Consider the following 17,754-nt stretch of genomic DNA (forward strand, 5'->3'; position numbering starts at 1 on the left):
AAATAATAATCTTAAAATCCAACCTTAATATTTTCCTTCTCACCTTCAGTAGCTTCAAAGAATTCTCGTGATTTAAAGCCCAGCATATTGGCAATCATATTTGTTGGAAAAACTTCCAACTTAGTATTAAAGTCACGAACGTTGGTGTTATAAAAACGACGAGAAGCTTGAATTTTATTTTCAGTGTCAGAAAGTTCTCTTTGTAATTCAAGAAAGTTGGTATTTGCTTTTAGATCAGGGTAAGCTTCTGATAAAGCAAAAATTGATTTCAAGGTTGAAGACAACATATTCTCAGTCCTTTCAATTTCTGCACTATTGCCTGTTGACTGTGCTTGCATCGCAGCATTACGAGCATTAACTACTTTATCTAGCGTTTCTTTTTCATGAGAAGCATAACCTTTGACTGTTTCAATCAAATTTGGAATAAGGTCATAACGACGCTTTAATTGAACGTCAATATCAGCCCACGCCTCATCAACTCGATTCTTTAAGCGCACTAAGCTGTTATATAACCCAACAAGAACCAGGGCTAAAACAACCACTACTCCTAAAATTATCCATGTAGTCATATATTTTTTTACATGTCATCCCCGCGTAGGCGGGGACCTGGTTATTCCTAGCTACCAGTTTCCCTCACACTTCTATGGAATGACAATATTAGTTAATGTTTATTAATTAATAAATAAATTATTGAATTGTTAATTGTATATTCTTTGGCTTCATTTTTCTGTTCTCTCGTAACTTCCTCTGCCAAAGTATCAGCCTTGATATCCGCACCATACTCAGCAAAAACTTCCTCTAGCTTTTCTTCATCAGTCCACCAATATACCATAATAGTATCATAAATAGTCAAGCCTTGTTCTTTGCGTATTTGGTTAACTGTTCGAACAATTTCTCGTTTTAAACCTTCTTTTTCAAGAGCTGATGTTATGACTATATCAAGTTCAACCTTGTCTTCATCCCCTGCTTGAAAAACTACTTCTTTAATATTTAATTCATCTTTAATCAATTCTATTAAATCTTGATTTTCAATTAGTAGTGTTTTACTGGTCACTACTATTTTTTGCAAAGGTTGCCGGACTTTAATCTTTTTTATATCTCTTTCAGCTAATCCCATTTCCACAATTTTTCTAACAACGATCATTTCTGCAATTGCTATCTCCTTCACATCCGACATCTTTGGCCATAGCATTAAATGAACACTTTGATCTTCATTACTAAAATTATTACCACTAACTTTTTGCCAAAGTCCTTCTGCTACAAACGGTGTGAATGGTGCCATTACTTTTGATAACTCTAATAAAACATATTTCATTGTTTGCAAGAAGGCAATTTTATCATCATTAATTTCTTTAACACGATCACGGGAACGACGAAGATACCAGGTTGAAAGATCATCAATAAAATCTGTAATCGGACGCATAGCTTTTGGTAAATTATATTTTTCCATTGCCTCAGTCACGGAGCTGATTAATTGTTGTAAACGAGCCAAAATCCATTGGTCCAAAATATTTTTTGATTCATTGCGTGGGTCTTCTTCTCCGCCATACATTTCATAGAATGCATAGACATTCCATAAGATCATAATATTTTTTCGCAAAGCTTCCTGTACTCCTTTTTCAGAAAAATTCATGTTCTCTGCTTGCATAACAGGTGCAGCCAATAAATACGCGCGCAAAGCATCAGCGCCAAACTTATCCATTAACAAATTTGGATCAGGATAATTTTGCAAACGCTTACTCATCTTTTTTCCATCTTCAGCCAAGACTGTTCCATTAACAATCACATTCTGGAAAGCTGCTTTTTTAAATAAGCCTGTGGCAAGAACATGTAAATAATAAAACCAGGTGCGTGTCTGATCAATACCTTCAGCAATAAAGTTGGCTGGAAAATTGTTTTCAAATTTTTCTTTGTTTTCAAAATCATAATGCATCTGGGCATACGGCATTGAACCACTGTCAAACCAGGTATCAAGCACATCAGGTACACGACGCATTGTCTTTCCGCAGGTGCAATTAAAGGTAATTGTATCAACAATATGTTTATGCAGATCAGTAACTTTTTGACCACTTGCTTCTTCAAGTTCTTTTACTGAGCCAAAGACCCTAATTTCATTACATTCCGTGCAACGCCAAATTGGAATCACTGAAGCCCAAAAGCGCTGACGACTAATTGACCAATCGCGAGCCCCTTCAAGCCAATTTCCAAAACGACCTTCTTTAATATAATCCGGAGACCAATTAATAGTTTTAGCAGTATCTAATAATAGATTATCTTCTTTTAATTTTATCACTGAAACAAACCATGACGAAGTTGCATAGTTTATCAACGGAGTTTCACAACGCCAACAATGAGGATAGCTGTGTTCATATTTTTCTTTGAAAAATAAAAGTCCATTAGCAGCTAAATATTTGATGATTGCCACATCAGTAGCAGTTACATCTTCAATCGGCTTTACATGTAATCCTAAAAAATCCGTAACTTCTTTTTTCATTACTCCATCCATTCCAACATGCTGAACAAATGGAAGTTTATTATCTTTGCCTAAATTTAAATCATCTTCACCATATCCCGGAGCAATATGCACAATTCCGGTTCCTTCTTCTTCACTCACAAAATCAGCACTATATATTTTCCAACCGTTCTCATGATTTTCTAAAGTCTGATCTTCAGAGTAATAATTGAAAAGAGGTTTAAAACTTTTTCCAATTAAATCTGAGCCTTTAATTTCTTCTATAATTTCAAATTGTTTACCAATTTTTGTTAAAAATTCTTCGCATCTTTTCTTAGCCAAAATAAAATAATATTGTTTGTTAACTTTTATCTGATCACTAACTGATCCATCAGAAGACCATCCTTCACCGGGGATAAAAACTTTCACATATTCCATTTTCGGATTCACTGCCAACGCCACATTTCCCGGCAATGTCCACGGTGTTGTTGTCCAGGCTAATAAAAAAGTTCCGGGCTGATCAATTAATTCAAACTTCGCCACTACTGATAAATCTTTGATGTCTTTATAACCCTCACTAACCTCTGCTTGTGAAAGAGTTGTTTCACAACGTGGACAAACATACATTGACCGATAGCCTTCGTAAATTAAACCTTGATCATATAATTTTTTAAACACAAACCAGACAGATTCCATGAAAGAAATGTCCATTGTCTTGTAATCATTTTCCATATCAACCCAGCGACCAAGTTTTTCAACTGATTGTTTCCATTCTGGAACATAGCTCAAAACTTTTGAACGACAGAGTTCATTAAATTTATCTATGCCCATTTCGACAATCTGTTGTTTATTAGAAATGCCTAATTCCTTTTCCACTAAATTCTCAATTGGCAAACCATGACAATCCCATCCCCAGCGACGTTCAACGCGGTAGCCATTCATTGTCCAAAAACGTGGAACAACATCTTTCATCACACTGGCAACTATATGCCCATAGTGAGGAGTTCCAGTTGCAAAAGGCGGACCATCATAAAAACTATAGTCACCATCTGGCGCTTCTTTTTGCACAGATTTTTCAAAAGTTTCGGAATCTTTCCAAAATTGCCGAACTTTTTCTTCATTTTCTATATAGTGTGGTTTTTCTGCCATATAAGTCTCCTTATTTTAGGTTATTACAGTCATTCTGTCAAAGATATTTCCCTTGAAATATAAGCCTTTCTGTGCTAATATTAATAGATTATGCTAAATCTCTCCTCCCCCTTCAAACCGACTGGTGATCAACCAATAGCTATCAAAAAGCTCCTAGACGGCCTTAAAAAAGGCTTTGATCAGCAAACCCTACTTGGTGTCACTGGATCTGGTAAAACCTTTACAATGGCAAATATTATTCAAGAAGTGCAGCGACCTACCTTAGTTATTTCTCATAACAAAACCTTGGCTGCCCAATTGTATGGCGAGTTTAAAGCCTTTTTCCCAGAAGCAGCTGTTCACTACTTTGTCTCCTATTACGACTACTACCAACCAGAGGCTTATATTCCTCATAGTGATACCTATATTGAAAAAGAAGCTACTATCAACGAGGAAATAGATAGATTGCGTCACGCCGCCACTCAATCACTAATTAATCGTCGCGATGTTTTAATTGTGGCCTCGGTTTCTTGTATTTATGGTTTAGGTGAAAAGGTTGACTACTTGTCCTTAAGCCAAGCCTTTTCAGCTGGTGAAACAATCAAACGAAATGATATTCTGCGTCGTTTAATTAAAATTCAATATCAACGCAATGATGCTGAGTTACAACGTGGAGAATTTCGTGTCCGTGGTGACCGTATTGATATTCACTTGGCAACCGGTGAAGCGATTGTGCGCTTAAACTTATTTGGTGACACTATTGAAAAAATAATTATTTTTAATATTCGACCTGATAAATCTGCTGCTTGGTTAATGGAACTTGATGATCGCAAAGGACAATCTCTGCAACGTATTAGCATTCTACCGGCTAAACATTTTATGACTACTGAACCAAAGTTGTATGAAGCTGTAGCTTTAATTGAAAAAGAATTAGAAGAACGTTTAAAGCAATTGCGTGAACTTGGAAAAATTTCCGAAGCGGATCGCCTAGAACGAAAAACAAATTATGATTTAGAAATGATTCGTCAGGCTGGGTATTGTAATGGTATTGAAAATTATTCTCGCCATCTGTCTGGTCGCGTACCTGGTTCTCCAGCCGAAACCTTGATTGATTTTTTTCCTGATGATTATTTATTATTTGTTGATGAGTCACATGTTACCCTCCCCCAAATTCGTGGTATGCATGCTGGTGATGCCTCACGCAAAGATACCTTGATTGAGTTTGGTTTTCGCTTGCCTAGCGCTCGCGATAATCGTCCTTTAACTTTTGATGAATTTAAAACCAAAGTTAATCAAGTAATTTATGTCAGTGCTACTCCAGCTGAATACGAAATAAAAAATTCTAAGCAAGTAGTCGAACAGGTTATTCGCCCCACTGGTCTGTTAGATCCCCAAATTGAGATTAGACCAAGAGAAAATCAGATTAAAGATTTAGTTAAAGAAATTGAGATTAGAGTTAGAAAACATCAACGTGTTTTGGTCACTACTCTGACTAAACGTATGGCCGAAGAGTTAACTGAGTATTTAGCCCAAGAAGGAATTAAAGTAACTTATTTACATAGTGAAGTTGATACCCTTGATCGAGTAGAAATATTAAAAGAATTACGAAGTGGTGTTCATGATGTGTTAGTAGGAATTAATTTACTACGTGAAGGTCTTGATCTACCTGAAGTTTCTTTAGTGGCGATTCTAGATGCTGATATGGCCGGCTTTCTACGAACTGAGACTTCATTAATTCAAACGATCGGCCGAGCGGCCAGGCATCAAGAAGGACAGGTTATTTTATATGGAGATAAAATTACACCAGCTATGAAAGCTGCTTTGGACGTAACTAATAAACGAAGAAAAGTACAAGAAGATTACAATACAAAACATGGCGTCACTCCCACAACTGTGACTTCAAAAGAACATGAGAGCATGATTGTAACGTAAATAAAAAAATAGGCCAAAATTAACCTATTTCAAAGTTTCGTCTCTAACTCTATTTATCTTACTCCATATTCTCAAAAATAACCTCCCGATACCCCTCCCACATGGGTAAATTTTTTACATCCTCAACTGATGCCCATTTCCAATCAACATGTTCGTCACTAATCTTAAATTCATTATCAGGCATCATACATCTATAGATAATAAAAACCATATGCAATGGTTCACCAATATCATTGATCCTTGATTTAGCAGCAATAATTTCACCTATTGAAATAGTACCTACATTTAATTCTTCTTGTAACTCACGCCCCAAAGCTTCTTTTGGATCTTCTCCATATTCAATTTTTCCACCGGCTAACTCCCACCAACCTTTAACGCCGCCTTGTAATAATAAAACTTTATTATCTTTGACAATAAAAGCTTTGACAGCAATTTTTTGATATTTCTTTTCCATCAAAGTTAACTAATCTTCTTAATAATCCCCTCTAATTCTTCCTCGCTGGTAAAGTGAACAACCACTTCTCCCCCTTTACGAACTCGTTTTATTTCTGACTTAGCGCCAAAAAATTGTCGGAGTATCATTTCTTTATCTTTATCAGCATAGTTAATTTGAATGCGAGCTTGCTTAGTTCCACCCATCCGACGCGCTTCAAGCAATGTTGTGTCTACATTTAAGTGACGAGTTTTAATACGATTGAATAATTCAAATTGTTTTTGCTCTGAATCAAGACCAACTAATATTTTGGCATGACCTTCGGTAATTTCTCCGTTAATTAAAGCATCTTGAATGGCTTGTGGTAATTGTAAAATACGTAATGTATTTGTTACAACCGGTCGTGACTTACCAAGTTTTTTTGCTAACTGATCTTGGTTTAAATTAAATTCTTCAGCAAGCTTTTTATACCCCAAGGCCAACTCAACCGCATTCAAATCTTCACGTTGAATATTTTCAATCAAAGCGATTTCCAATTTTTCTTGATCATCCGCTTCCCGAATTACTATTGGCACTTCTTTCAAGCCAACAAGTCTCGCAGCCCGTAATCGACGCTCACCAGCAATTAATTCATATCCTCCGGCAGTTTTTGTGACAACGAGCGGTTGGATAATTCCATATTCACGAACTGATTGCACTAATTCATTAAGTTCAGCATCGCTAAAATTATTTCGTGGCTGACGAGGATTGGCAATAATTACATCAGGACTAACACGCATAACCTCACCCTCTATTGTGGAACTCGAAGGAGGCGTTGTTACTGGATCATTTTTTTGTGGAATCAGAGAACCAAGTCCCCGACCTAAACCATTGGACATAAAATTTAAATTTAAAGTTAAAAAGTTCATAAAGTTACATTGTGTATTGTATAACCTTATAAACTATATAACTTTCTACTTTATAACTTCCTCATTATATCATTTCCACTTATCTCTGTCTTTCTTTGGTGGCGTTAATAACTTCCAAAGCTAATTTTTCATAAGCACGTCCACCTTTTGAAGACGGATCATAATGTAAAATTGAGCGACCATAACTTGGTGATTCAGCTAACTTAACTGAACGAGGAATTACTGAACGAAAAATTCTATTAGGAAAATATTGATATAGTTCATTTAAAACCGAAGTTGACAGCCGATTACGTTTATCAAACATTGTAATAACCGCTCCCATAATTCCCAGGCTGGGCTTTAAATTATTCTGAACCAAACTAATGGTATGCAGTAACTGCCCTAATCCTTCCAGGGCATAATATTCACTTTGCACAGGAATTAATATTTCATCAGCAGCCACTAAACTATTAATAGTTAATAATCCCAAAGATGGTGGTCCATCAATAATTATATAATCATAATCATCTCGAACTTTTTCTAAAATCATAGACAACCGAGATTCACGATCAGGCACGCTCACTAATTCAATTCCTGCTCCTGCCAAAGCCATGGTTGATGGTGCAACGGTTAAACGATCTTGCAAGGTTCTTTTTAAAACAGACGATAATTCTTTTGCGCCAATAATTGCTTCATAGACTCCAGCTTCCAGTTGTTTATGGTCAATACCAAGACCTGAGGTAGCATTAGCTTGTGGGTCTATATCAACCAGTAAAACGTGTTTTCCACTTTGTGCTAAATAAGCAGCCAAATTAACAGCGGTAGTAGTTTTACCCACACCGCCCTTTTGATTTACAATAGAAATGATTAATGCCATATTATACTGTCATCCCCGCACAAGCGGGGATCTAGACTTTCAGTATATCGTTTTCTTTGACAATTTTCAATTTTCTAATTACAATTTTCTAATACTGTATAAGTGTCACACTGTCGGATATCAACCTGACACAATCAAATTAGCCTCGATGGCGGAACTGGTATACGCATACGACTCAAAATCGTACGGGGAAACCCATGAGAGTTCGATTCTCTCTCGAGGCACAAAGACCGCCCTTTCCACCAATCCAGTTAAAAATTTTAACACTTAAAGAATCGATTATTTTGTCCAGTTTGACACTATCTAGTTCTTATGTTAAGATTTTGAAACCTTATTTTTAATATATGAAAAAAGAAATTCACCCAACATACTACCCTACAGCCGAGATTAAATGCGCTTGCGGCAATGTTTTAGTTGTTGGCTCAACACTAGCTGAACTTACAACTGAACTTTGTTCAAATTGTCATCCTTTTTATACTGGTAAACAAAAATTGGTTGATACTGCTCGTCGTGTTGAGAAATTCCAAGCTAAAGCTGGTGCTAAAACAGCCCTTAAAGCTGTTCGTGGAAAAACTGCTAAGCGTGCCGCCAAAGCCACTGTAAAAGTTGCCAAGAAAGCTACGAAAAAATAACTACCATAAAACTCAATAAGACTGAGGTTGCTTATACCAACTTCAACCTTATTGGGTTTTTTGTTTTCTAAGAACCTTTATACTTTTAACATTCTACATTATACTGACTATATGTACGAAGAAACAAAACAACAATTTAACGAAGTTGAAGCCGAACTGATGAGTCCGGAGATTCAGGCTGACCGAACAAAATTAACAACCATAGCAAAAAAGCATGCAGAGCTAAAACGAGCAGTTGATTTAATTAATCGACTAGAAAAAGCTCAGGAAGGTTTTGCCAATAATGAAAAAATGATCAATGAAGAAAAAGATGAAGATCTGCGTAGCATGGCTATAGAAGAAAATAAATCTTTAGAAACCGAAATTACAGATATTCAAGCCTTAATTAAAGATGAGCTTTTTCCGGCCAACCCACTTGATAAAAAAAATGCTATTGTGGAAATTCGTGCTGGAACCGGCGGTGATGAATCAACACTATTTGCGGCTGAACTATTTCGTATGTATTCCCGCTATGCTGAAAAACAAGGCTGGAAAATTGAAATATTAGATTCAAGTCGTATTGGACTTGGTGGATATAAAGAAATAATTTTTACCATTGAAGGAAGTAATGTCTATGGCTTAATGAAATATGAAGGAGGAACACACCGCGTTCAACGGGTTCCAGAAACAGAAAAAGCGGGACGTATTCATACTTCAGCCGTCACTGTCGCCGTCTTTCCAGAAGCCGAAGAAGTTGATATTGAAATTAAACCAAGTGATATCAGAATCGATACATTCTGTTCCTCAGGACCTGGTGGTCAAAGTGTTAACACAACCTATTCGGCAATCCGTATACTTCATATTCCAACCGGCATCCTTGTTTCTTGTCAGGATCAAAAATCACAGCATCAAAATAAAGAAAAAGCCTTACAAGTTTTACGCTCTCGTTTGCTCCAAAAAGCCGAAGATGAAAAACGTGCCAAAGAATCAGCTGCCCGAAAAGAACAAGTTGGTTCTGGAGACCGCAGTGATAAAATACGAACCTATAATTTCCCCCAAGACCGTGTAACCGATCATCGCCTTAAAGAAAGTTGGCATTCAATTAACTTAATAATGGATGGTGACTTAGACGAAATAACTCATGCCCTCAAAAACTACTTTGCCGCTCAACGTGAAACAAGCGCTTGAGAAAGCAATTAATCTTTTTAAAAAAAATCATCTAACTTCAAGTTGGCTTGATGCTGAAGTTTTACTAGCATCGGTTTTAAAGACCGATCGGTCATTTATTATAAGTCACGGGGAACGAGAGCTCTCATTGTCTCAAAAAAAACAATTTAATAGATATATAAAACTACGGATTAATCATTACCCACTGGCCTATATTATTGGTCATAAAGAATTCTATAGTCTTGATTATATTGTAACGCCAGTTGTTTTAATCCCCCGCCCTGAAAGTGAATTATTAGTTGATTTAGCCCTTGATTTCTATAGAAAAAAACCTTCTTCAACCATTATTGATCTTGGTACTGGTTCTGGTTGTCTTATTATCGCTCTACAAAAAAACCTATCAAATAACCCAAATGCTTTTGCTTTGGATATTTCTACTTCAGCCCTGACGCTAGCTAAAAAAAATGCTAGCAGACATAATCTAAAAAATATTAATTTTTTAAAAAGTGACTTACTGACGATCTTTATACAAAAGCAAAAATATCTATCAAATTCAAAACATTTGATTATTCTTGCCAACCTTCCCTATGTTCCCCTGGATATTGTAAAGAAAGAGCCATCAATCAGTCGTGAGCCAAAACTAGCATTAGTTGGTGGCATAGATGGCTTAGATATATACCGCCGACTTTCAGAGCAGATCTATACACTCAGTGAATTAACGAAATTACCGATTACTCTTATTTGTGAAATTAATCCAGAACAAAAAAAATCTTTCCAAAAAATCTGGAAAGAAAAAGTTATTTTTAAAACCGACCTAGCAAAAAAAACCCGAGTTGGAATTGTTGAAATAAAAACCGTCCGGTCAAATGACAGGACGGATTTTTATAAAATAATTATTTCTTTTCCTCTGTTTTGGGTGCATCTTTCGTCGCTGGTTCAGAAGATCCAGCTGCATTGGCGTCAGCCGTAGCTTCAATAGCAGCATCAGCAGCTGCATCAGCAACGGATTTCTTTGGTTCAATAACATGAACTACCATTTCATCAAGATCGTGTGTGAATACTACGCCTTCTGGTAGCACAATATCTGCAAGAGTAATCGAGTCACCAATTTCTGCCAAGAGAGAAAGATCAACATTAATATGTTGGATTAAAGCGCTTGGTAAACATTCAATTTCCAGAGTATCAAAATTGTGAACCACAATACCACCAGCTGATTTCACGGCTGGAGATTCTCCAACAAATTCCAAGGCAACTTCGGCAACAACTTTCTCATCCATATTAACCTTAAAAAAATCAACATGAATAATACGTTGCTTGATTGGATCCATTTGAATATCTTTTACAATAACCGGATACTCTTGGCCATTATCAATCTTAAGAGAAATTAAACCTGATTCACCACTTTTAGAAAAAACTGTTTCAAATTCAGGTCGGGCTAGATTTAAAGACATATTTTCAACTCCAGAACCGTAAATTACAGCCGGAATAAAATCTTTTTTATCTGCTAGAATCCCTTGACGAAGAGCAGCTCCTAAATTAATTGCTTGTGTCATAAAAAGTTAAAAGTTAATAAAGCTATACTGTTATAAAGTAAATTCTTTGTTTATTATAAGTGCGGCATTTTATGCTCATCACTGTATAACTTTCTGAACTTTCTAGCTTTATAACTATATAGTTACCGTTTAGCAGCTGAGCGGCTAATAATATTTTGCATAATTCCGGCTAACCCCATATGAGCTAAGAGAGCACTACCTCCATAACTCACAAAGGGCAAAGGAATACCAACAACTGGCAAAATGCCTATATTCATACCAATATTAATAAACATTTCAATAAAAATCAAGCCCACCCCACCAATAATGATTAAAGAACCAAAATAATTACGTATATGAGGTAAATATAAAATTAAACGATACAAGATTAAAGCAAAACATCCAATCACCATCAAGACCCCAATTAAACCTAATTCTTCAGCGATAACAGCAAAAATGAAATCAGTATTTGCTTCTGGCAAAAACTTTAGCTGCGATTGAGAGCCAAAACCAAGTCCGCGACCATACAGCCCACCAGCTCCAACAGCAATAATCGCTTGTCGGACATTATAATGTGTTGAGGTAGCGGAGGGTTGTAAAAAGCTTAATAGGCGATCCCGTTGATAATCTTTAAAGACAAATTGCCAGGCAAGCGCAAAAACTATTACTAAACCAATCCCAATAAATAATAAATACTTTTTTTCAAAACCAACTCCAGCCACAAAAACCAGCCAAATTGCAAACAGCAAAGCAGCTGAACCAAAATCTGGTTGAAGTAAAACTAATACAGCACAAAAAGCCATTGTTGCCGCACTTATAATAAAATGTCGAAGGGGTCTAATAGTAACTGATTCTTTTGAAAAATATCGAGCCAAAGAAATAATTAAAATAATTTTAACTAACTCAACTGGTTGTAATCCAAAGCCAAATATATAAAACCAACCTCTGGTACCGTTTATAGTTTCTCCAAAAATTAAGACCAATACTAGCAGTAGTATTCCTCCGATATATAAATAATTTGAATAGCTAAAAAAATGATGGAAATCAAAAGCCGATAACACTAAGTATAAAATAATCCCCACAATTACAAAGGCAACTTGTTTTCGAAAAAAAACTAAATCAGCACCAGTTTGGCCAAGGCTAATACTATAAATTTCTACTAAACTAAAACAGACCAAGACAATAATTGGTCCCAAGAGGAACCAATCAATCTGTTTAAATAAAAAAAATAACTTTTTGAGCATTATCTATCAATCAATAATTAAAGCTACGTCCGTAGCTACTCTGAGGAATACTGCAAATAAACATTTTCGTCAAGAATATTAATATCAGGAATAATTTCAATCTTACTCATCCCCGCCCAGCTACCAGGCCAACTTATGTGGACTGACTTTTTTTCTCCGGAGCGGAAATTATCAATATAATAACGGGAAGCGGAAACAATCCTATCTCCCAATCGTAATACAATGGCCAGTGGTAGTTGTTTATAACTAAATCCTCCCTGATTAATTATTGTAAAACTCAATTCCCCAAGACTAATCTTTTCTGATAAACCACTGTCTTGTCCGGGTATATAAGTGGCATCTTGTACCTGTAATCGTAATCGATCGGCCCGATATTCTTGCCACAAAGGAATAACCTCTCGAGGCATTGGATTATAACTTATATCAGTAATAATCAATTCGGCGCCAGACGGTGTAGAGGTAAGCTTTTGATTCAAAGCCATTACATATTTTGTATCTCCTGGTAACACAAAAGTATTGCCAGCCCCAATTTGTTCACCATTCACATCAAAATAATAGGAAAAATTTATAACTGAACGATTATGAGCGCTAACTACCTTTCCAACAAAATCCGCTTGGTTATTTTGATTTAATAGTAAGGTTACTTCTGAGATAGATAAATAATTATCAACCACGGGCCTGCTCACTAATTGATTAGCACTTGAGCTAATATCTTTATACAACTGCTCATCCTGGTCACGACCAACAATTAAATAATGAGAAAAATTATAAATTGAATAACCAATTGTGCTTACGGAAATAAGACTCAAAAAAATAATTGCCCCAATAAAAAAATGCTTACGATGGCGAATAAACCATAAGCCAAACTCCAAGCGTCTAGTTGAGACTCCCGACTCATCCCGAAAATTACTAATCTCGGTTAAGGGTAATTCTTTTTTTGAATTTAATTCTGGCATAGAAATTTTTACTCTTCTTTATAACTCATCACCGGTCCAACAACGAGAATCTTTTGACCATTTTCTTCATAGATAACTAACAATAACTTCAAGGGGCCAACTGTTTGTCGTATACTGGTTGTTTCCTTTTTATCAGGACTTGTGAAACGGGTTGAAACTACCCGACTTCCCTGTTTACGTACTGAATACTGACTTACCAAATCAACAATAAACTGATGGTTATTAGTTGATAATTTTTCACCTTTTAATTCTTGACGTGTAATCTCACGAATCATTTTTAATTTATCAAGTAGATCCTTAAATTGAGCATCCGTATCTTGAATAACTCCTAATTCAGATAAGGCTTTCTGAAGCATTGAGGTATTTGCTACTAATTCATCATTAAGACTATTCTGTGCTTCTATGAAATGGAACTTTGAATCACCAGATGTAGTGACCAAATTTTTTCCTGGGCTGACACGATTAATTTCCCATTCATCTGAAGATAACTGTAGTGAACTTAACCCAGCCAGAGCTGAAGTAATCTGACGATCTTTCCAAGGTATAGTTTCTCGATAAGCTAATCTAGGAATTTTTTCATTGACATACTGTTTAATAATACTTAAGTTTGTCCAAAAGTTATTTACATACCACTCTCCTTGATTATACGCTGAAAATTCTTCTATAAGCTTGGCTCGTTGATCATCATATTGACTATAATCAATATTATCTTTTATAAAACCACTAACCGGCGTTTCATTTGTCACCGTTCCTAAAATATCAAAACCAATCCCCTGACATCGATAAAGCAAATTCTTTTTTCCATTATAACAGGATGTAAAATAGGAATTCTGCTTCCCCAGGCTATTTTTAGAACGATTATGCCCCCCAACCGGTTCATACGTAAGCTGTTTATAAATATACTGATCAGGCCAATAGGTTGTTTGTAATAACCGCATACCAATTAATGATCTTTCTTGGCTGTCCTCACTGTTATATGCACCCTCACTTAATTTAAAAGGAATACTTTTTAACTTTGTTTGTAAGGTTACAAGATTAGCAAAAGCTTCTGTAGTAAAAATATCCTCAATTGATTTGTCCTTGAAAGTTTCTTGACGGACCGCTTGATAGTGAAGATACGTTAGCCCACTTCGTAAACCCAAGAAATAACTCATTACTTTATATACTTTAGCCCATTCATTCTTAATACTCTGATTCATTGACATATCCTCACTCATTAAAAATGCAGCTGTCTGATTAATTGTCCAATCATCTTTGTCCAAAAGACAGTTGGGACAATTTTCGTCTTTATAATTCAAAGGGAATAAGGTGGATTGCCAACGGCTAGCTAAGTAAAAATTTCTTAATTTTGCACTGCTACTATATTCCTCTGGTACTTTAAAATCTGTGTAATCCTTAGAGTACAATAAGAGGGGTGATTTAATTGTTTTCTTGCCTTCTTGAATTAAGGCAACTTCACGAGCCACATCTTCAGCAAAATAAGACGGAACAACAAATTCATATTTTTGAGCTTCGCTTGGCTTAAATTTACGAGTATCAACTAAATCTTCATTACTATTAATTTGAATGGGCTTGGGACTTAATAAAACCAAAGAAGTAGCAAAGTAACTTGCCTCCAAACGCTCAGCCTCTAACAAAGAATCAGTCCCAGTACCAAGTTTGCGTTGTCGTTCTTGAAAACGATTATAAGCTACTTCAAACATCTGCTTATTAACTTTCCAGAGATTATCATAAAAATACGACGACTCAATCTCTTTATACATATGCTTAAGCGAGTTCTGATAATAATATAGTAGAAAATCTGAAGTCACGAGTATTGGTAACCCCTGTTGGTTAAGTTGATTATAGACTCCAAAAAAAGAATCGGCTTCTTTAGTATAAGGATTATCAATAATAGCAAAACCATTTTTATTTAAACTAGAAACAGCACTATCAATGTTTATTTTTCGAGCTACTACATAATAATTTGAAACATCAGATTTAACATTAAGGGGTAAATCTATCGTTTTAATTTTTTGATCAAATGGCTCATTAAAACTCTTATAAAAAGAGCCAAAAGCAACAGCTTCATTTTTTAAACTATTATTTCCATTTGGATCATCTTCAGAATTATTTGATGGCAACACTGGGTTTGTTGGCAAGACAACTGGTGGGTTTTCCCCGGAATTTATTTCTGAAGTTTTGCTTGATTCACGATTTGATTGAAACCACCACCAGGCTGCACCACCTATAACCAAAACAAAAATACTAATAATGAGTATTTTCTTAAAATTCTTTGGGGGCGGTGTTGACTCAACAGTTGGAGTTTCTTCAGCCGCTAATGATCTAGTATGATCAATAAACATATCCATTACTATACCATATTTCCACCACTTTTGGCTAAAAAAATACCTTGCCAGGAGACTAAATTTTTGCTATTCTAATAATAGGTTCTACAACCTTTTTTAAATTATTTTTTAAGCAATTTTCTTATATTTCTCTGCCCCTTATTCTTACAATATGACAAAATCTGTACCACCATCAAAATCAAATTACAGCGCTGATTCAATTACCGTCCTAGAAGGACTAGACCCAGTTCGAAAGCGACCGGGTATGTATATTGGTTCAACCTCATCGGCTGGACTACATCACCTTGTCTGGGAAGTGATCGATAACTCAATTGACGAAGCCATGGCGGGCTTTGCCACTGAAATCACCACAATCTTACTGGCTGATGGTATGGTCTCGGTAGCTGATAACGGTCGCGGTATTCCAGTAGATCTTCATAAAGGTACAAAAGTTTCCGCTCTAGAAACAGTCTTAACAAAACTACATGCTGGTGGAAAATTTGGCGGTGGTGGATATAAAGTTTCTGGTGGCTTACACGGAGTTGGTGTCAGCGTCGTCAATGCTTTAAGCTCATATTTACGAGCTGAGATTCATCGTGATGGAAAAATCTGGACCCAAGAATATAAACAAGGAATTCCTCAAAAAAAGGTCGCGGCCACGGGAACAAGTAAACGGACTGGAACAACTATTATTTTTAAAGCAGACGCCACAATTTTTGAAGATCTAGAATATAACTGGGGAAAAATTCTCGACAGACTTCGTCAACAAGCATATTTAACCAAAGCCATTACCCTTCATTTAATTGATCAACGAAACAATCATACACCAAAACATTTTACATTCTATTTTGAAGGCGGTATAAAAACCTATGTTAAATCTCTGCACCGAAATAGCACGGTAAAAAATGAAACGATTTTCTATATTGAGAAAGATATTAATGACTCAAAGGTTGAAATTGCTCTTCAGTATAATGATGGCTTTAATGAAAATGTCTTAGCCTTTGCTAATAACATTATTAACCCCGGAGGCGGAACACACTTAGTCGGCTTTCGAACCGCTTTGACTCGAACTTTAAACACTTATGCTCGCGGTCATAATATTCTAAAAGAAAAAGAAGAAAACCTAACTGGTGATGATGTTCGCGAAGGCTTAACAGGAATTATTAGTGTCAAACTTGCTGACCCTCAATTTGAAGGTCAAACCAAAGACAAACTTGGTAATGCCGAAATGAAAACCTATGTTGAGCAAGTTATGGGTGATGCTTTTACAACCTTCCTTGAGGAACATCCTCGAGAAGCTGAGGCCATTGTGGCTAAATGTGTCTTATCAGCTCAAGCTCGTATTGCTGCCAGAACTGCCCGCGCTACAATTTTACGCAAAGGCGCTTTGGAAGGCATGACCTTGCCAGGAAAATTAGCAGATTGTTCAAGTCGCAAACCAGAAGAATCCGAATTATATATTGTTGAGGGAGATTCAGCTGGTGGTTCTGCTAAGCAAGGCAGAGACCGTGGTTTTCAAGCAATCTTGCCACTTCGTGGAAAAATTCTTAACGTTGAACGAGCTCGTCTTGATAAAATGCTTGCCAATAACGAAATAAAAAATTTAGTTATTGCCCTTGGCACAAATATTGACGACCAATTTGATATTACAAAATTACGCTACCACCGCATTATTATTATGACCGATGCTGACGTTGACGGAGCTCATATCAGAACGTTGTTGTTAACACTCTTCTTCCGTCACTTTAACGAATTAGTTCGTGATGGCTATTTATATATTGCCCAACCACCATTGTATCAAGTTAAGAAAGGCACAACTATAAAATATGCTTTCTCTGATAAAGAGAAATTGGCAATTATTAAAGAGTTAGGTGGAGCTGATGTTGAAATTATTGAAAATCCAGAAGAAGGTAGTGATGCCACTGATACTGAAGAAGAAGCAGAAGTTAAAAAAGTAAAAGGCGCGACGAGAATTAATATTCAACGCTATAAGGGTCTTGGAGAAATGAACCCATCCCAACTTTGGGAAACAACCATGGATCCACAGACTCGCTTAATGAAACAAGTTACGGTTGATGATGCGGCTGCGGCTTCTGAAACTTTTGAAATGTTAATGGGTGGTGATGTTGCTCCACGAAAACACTTTATTCAAACTCATGCTCAGAAGGTAGAAAATTTGGATATATAATAAATTTTACTTTAAACAAA

General features: G+C 36.1%; 14 protein-coding genes and 1 tRNA gene. 6 read left to right on the forward strand and 9 right to left on the reverse strand.

Annotation, left to right across the window (positions count from 1 at the left end; genetic code table 11):
• Nucleotides 1-11 precede the first annotated feature (11 nt).
• Both IPN41_03585 and IPN41_03590 read right to left on the reverse strand, forming a co-directional pair.
• Complete coding sequence (locus IPN41_03585; protein QQS60177.1) at nucleotides 12-569, reverse strand: LemA family protein; 558 nt, start codon at nucleotides 567-569, stop codon at nucleotides 12-14.
• A 92-nt stretch (nucleotides 570-661) separates the two neighbouring features.
• A complete protein-coding gene (locus IPN41_03590; protein QQS60178.1) occupies nucleotides 662-3,601 on the reverse strand; it encodes an isoleucine--tRNA ligase in 2,940 nt (979 codons plus the stop codon).
• Between the two features lie 90 nt (nucleotides 3,602-3,691).
• On the opposite strand from IPN41_03590, the gene uvrB reads away from it, so the two are divergent.
• Complete coding sequence (uvrB, locus tag IPN41_03595) at nucleotides 3,692-5,512, forward strand: excinuclease ABC subunit UvrB (protein QQS60179.1); 1,821 nt, start codon at nucleotides 3,692-3,694, stop codon at nucleotides 5,510-5,512.
• A 58-nt stretch (nucleotides 5,513-5,570) separates the two neighbouring features.
• Here uvrB and IPN41_03600 read toward each other — a convergent pair whose 3' ends face one another.
• The 3 genes from IPN41_03600 to IPN41_03610 all read right to left on the reverse strand — a co-directional run bounded on the left by IPN41_03600 (nucleotide 5,571) and on the right by IPN41_03610 (nucleotide 7,709).
• Nucleotides 5,571-5,969 (reverse strand): NUDIX domain-containing protein, encoded by a 399-nt coding sequence (locus IPN41_03600; GenBank protein ID QQS60180.1) that lies wholly within the window; start codon nucleotides 5,967-5,969, stop codon nucleotides 5,571-5,573.
• Nucleotides 5,970-5,971: 2 nt separating this feature from the next.
• A complete protein-coding gene (locus tag IPN41_03605) occupies nucleotides 5,972-6,823 on the reverse strand; it encodes a ParB/RepB/Spo0J family partition protein (protein QQS60181.1) in 852 nt (283 codons plus the stop codon).
• A gap of 109 nt (nucleotides 6,824-6,932) precedes the next feature.
• Nucleotides 6,933-7,709 carry a ParA family protein gene (locus IPN41_03610; protein ID QQS60182.1) on the reverse strand — a complete coding sequence of 259 codons (777 nt, stop codon included), beginning with the start codon at nucleotides 7,707-7,709 and terminating at the stop codon, nucleotides 6,933-6,935.
• Between the two features lie 142 nt (nucleotides 7,710-7,851).
• Here IPN41_03610 and IPN41_03615 point away from each other — a divergent pair.
• From IPN41_03615 to prmC, 4 genes are all read left to right on the forward strand, one after another.
• Nucleotides 7,852-7,933: transfer RNA gene (locus IPN41_03615), tRNA-Leu, on the forward strand.
• Nucleotides 7,934-8,053: 120 nt separating this feature from the next.
• A complete protein-coding gene (rpmE, locus tag IPN41_03620) occupies nucleotides 8,054-8,341 on the forward strand; it encodes a 50S ribosomal protein L31 (protein ID QQS60183.1) in 288 nt (95 codons plus the stop codon).
• Between the two features lie 111 nt (nucleotides 8,342-8,452).
• The gene (prfA, locus tag IPN41_03625; GenBank protein QQS60184.1) at nucleotides 8,453-9,508 is read left to right on the forward strand and encodes a peptide chain release factor 1; all 1,056 of its coding nucleotides are present in this window, start codon (nucleotides 8,453-8,455) and stop codon (nucleotides 9,506-9,508) included.
• Nucleotides 9,480-10,457 (forward strand): peptide chain release factor N(5)-glutamine methyltransferase, encoded by a 978-nt coding sequence (prmC, locus tag IPN41_03630; GenBank protein QQS60185.1) that lies wholly within the window; start codon nucleotides 9,480-9,482, stop codon nucleotides 10,455-10,457. The genes prfA and prmC overlap by 29 nt, the downstream gene beginning before the upstream one ends.
• On the opposite strand, the gene IPN41_03635 is transcribed toward prmC, so the two are convergent.
• The 4 genes from IPN41_03635 to IPN41_03650 all read right to left on the reverse strand — a co-directional run bounded on the left by IPN41_03635 (nucleotide 10,381) and on the right by IPN41_03650 (nucleotide 15,564).
• The gene (locus tag IPN41_03635) at nucleotides 10,381-11,040 is read right to left on the reverse strand and encodes a 50S ribosomal protein L25 (GenBank protein ID QQS60186.1); all 660 of its coding nucleotides are present in this window, start codon (nucleotides 11,038-11,040) and stop codon (nucleotides 10,381-10,383) included. The genes prmC and IPN41_03635 overlap by 77 nt on opposite strands.
• Nucleotides 11,041-11,162: 122 nt before the next feature.
• A complete protein-coding gene (locus tag IPN41_03640) occupies nucleotides 11,163-12,263 on the reverse strand; it encodes a rod shape-determining protein RodA (protein ID QQS60187.1) in 1,101 nt (366 codons plus the stop codon).
• Between the two features lie 35 nt (nucleotides 12,264-12,298).
• Nucleotides 12,299-13,219, reverse strand: a complete 921-nt coding sequence (locus tag IPN41_03645; GenBank protein ID QQS60188.1) for a hypothetical protein — start codon at nucleotides 13,217-13,219, stop codon at nucleotides 12,299-12,301.
• A gap of 8 nt (nucleotides 13,220-13,227) precedes the next feature.
• Nucleotides 13,228-15,564, reverse strand: coding sequence for a DUF3160 domain-containing protein (locus IPN41_03650; protein ID QQS60189.1), 2,337 nt, complete (start codon nucleotides 15,562-15,564; stop codon nucleotides 13,228-13,230).
• Between the two features lie 154 nt (nucleotides 15,565-15,718).
• On the opposite strand from IPN41_03650, the gene gyrB reads away from it, so the two are divergent.
• Nucleotides 15,719-17,734 carry a DNA topoisomerase (ATP-hydrolyzing) subunit B gene (gyrB, locus tag IPN41_03655; protein QQS60190.1) on the forward strand — a complete coding sequence of 672 codons (2,016 nt, stop codon included), beginning with the start codon at nucleotides 15,719-15,721 and terminating at the stop codon, nucleotides 17,732-17,734.
• Nucleotides 17,735-17,754: the final 20 nt, after the last annotated feature.

The organism is Candidatus Falkowbacteria bacterium (assembly GCA_016699775.1).
In the GTDB taxonomy this organism is placed as follows: Bacteria; Patescibacteriota; Patescibacteriia; order Patescibacteriales; family Patescibacteriaceae; genus Patescibacterium; species Patescibacterium danicum.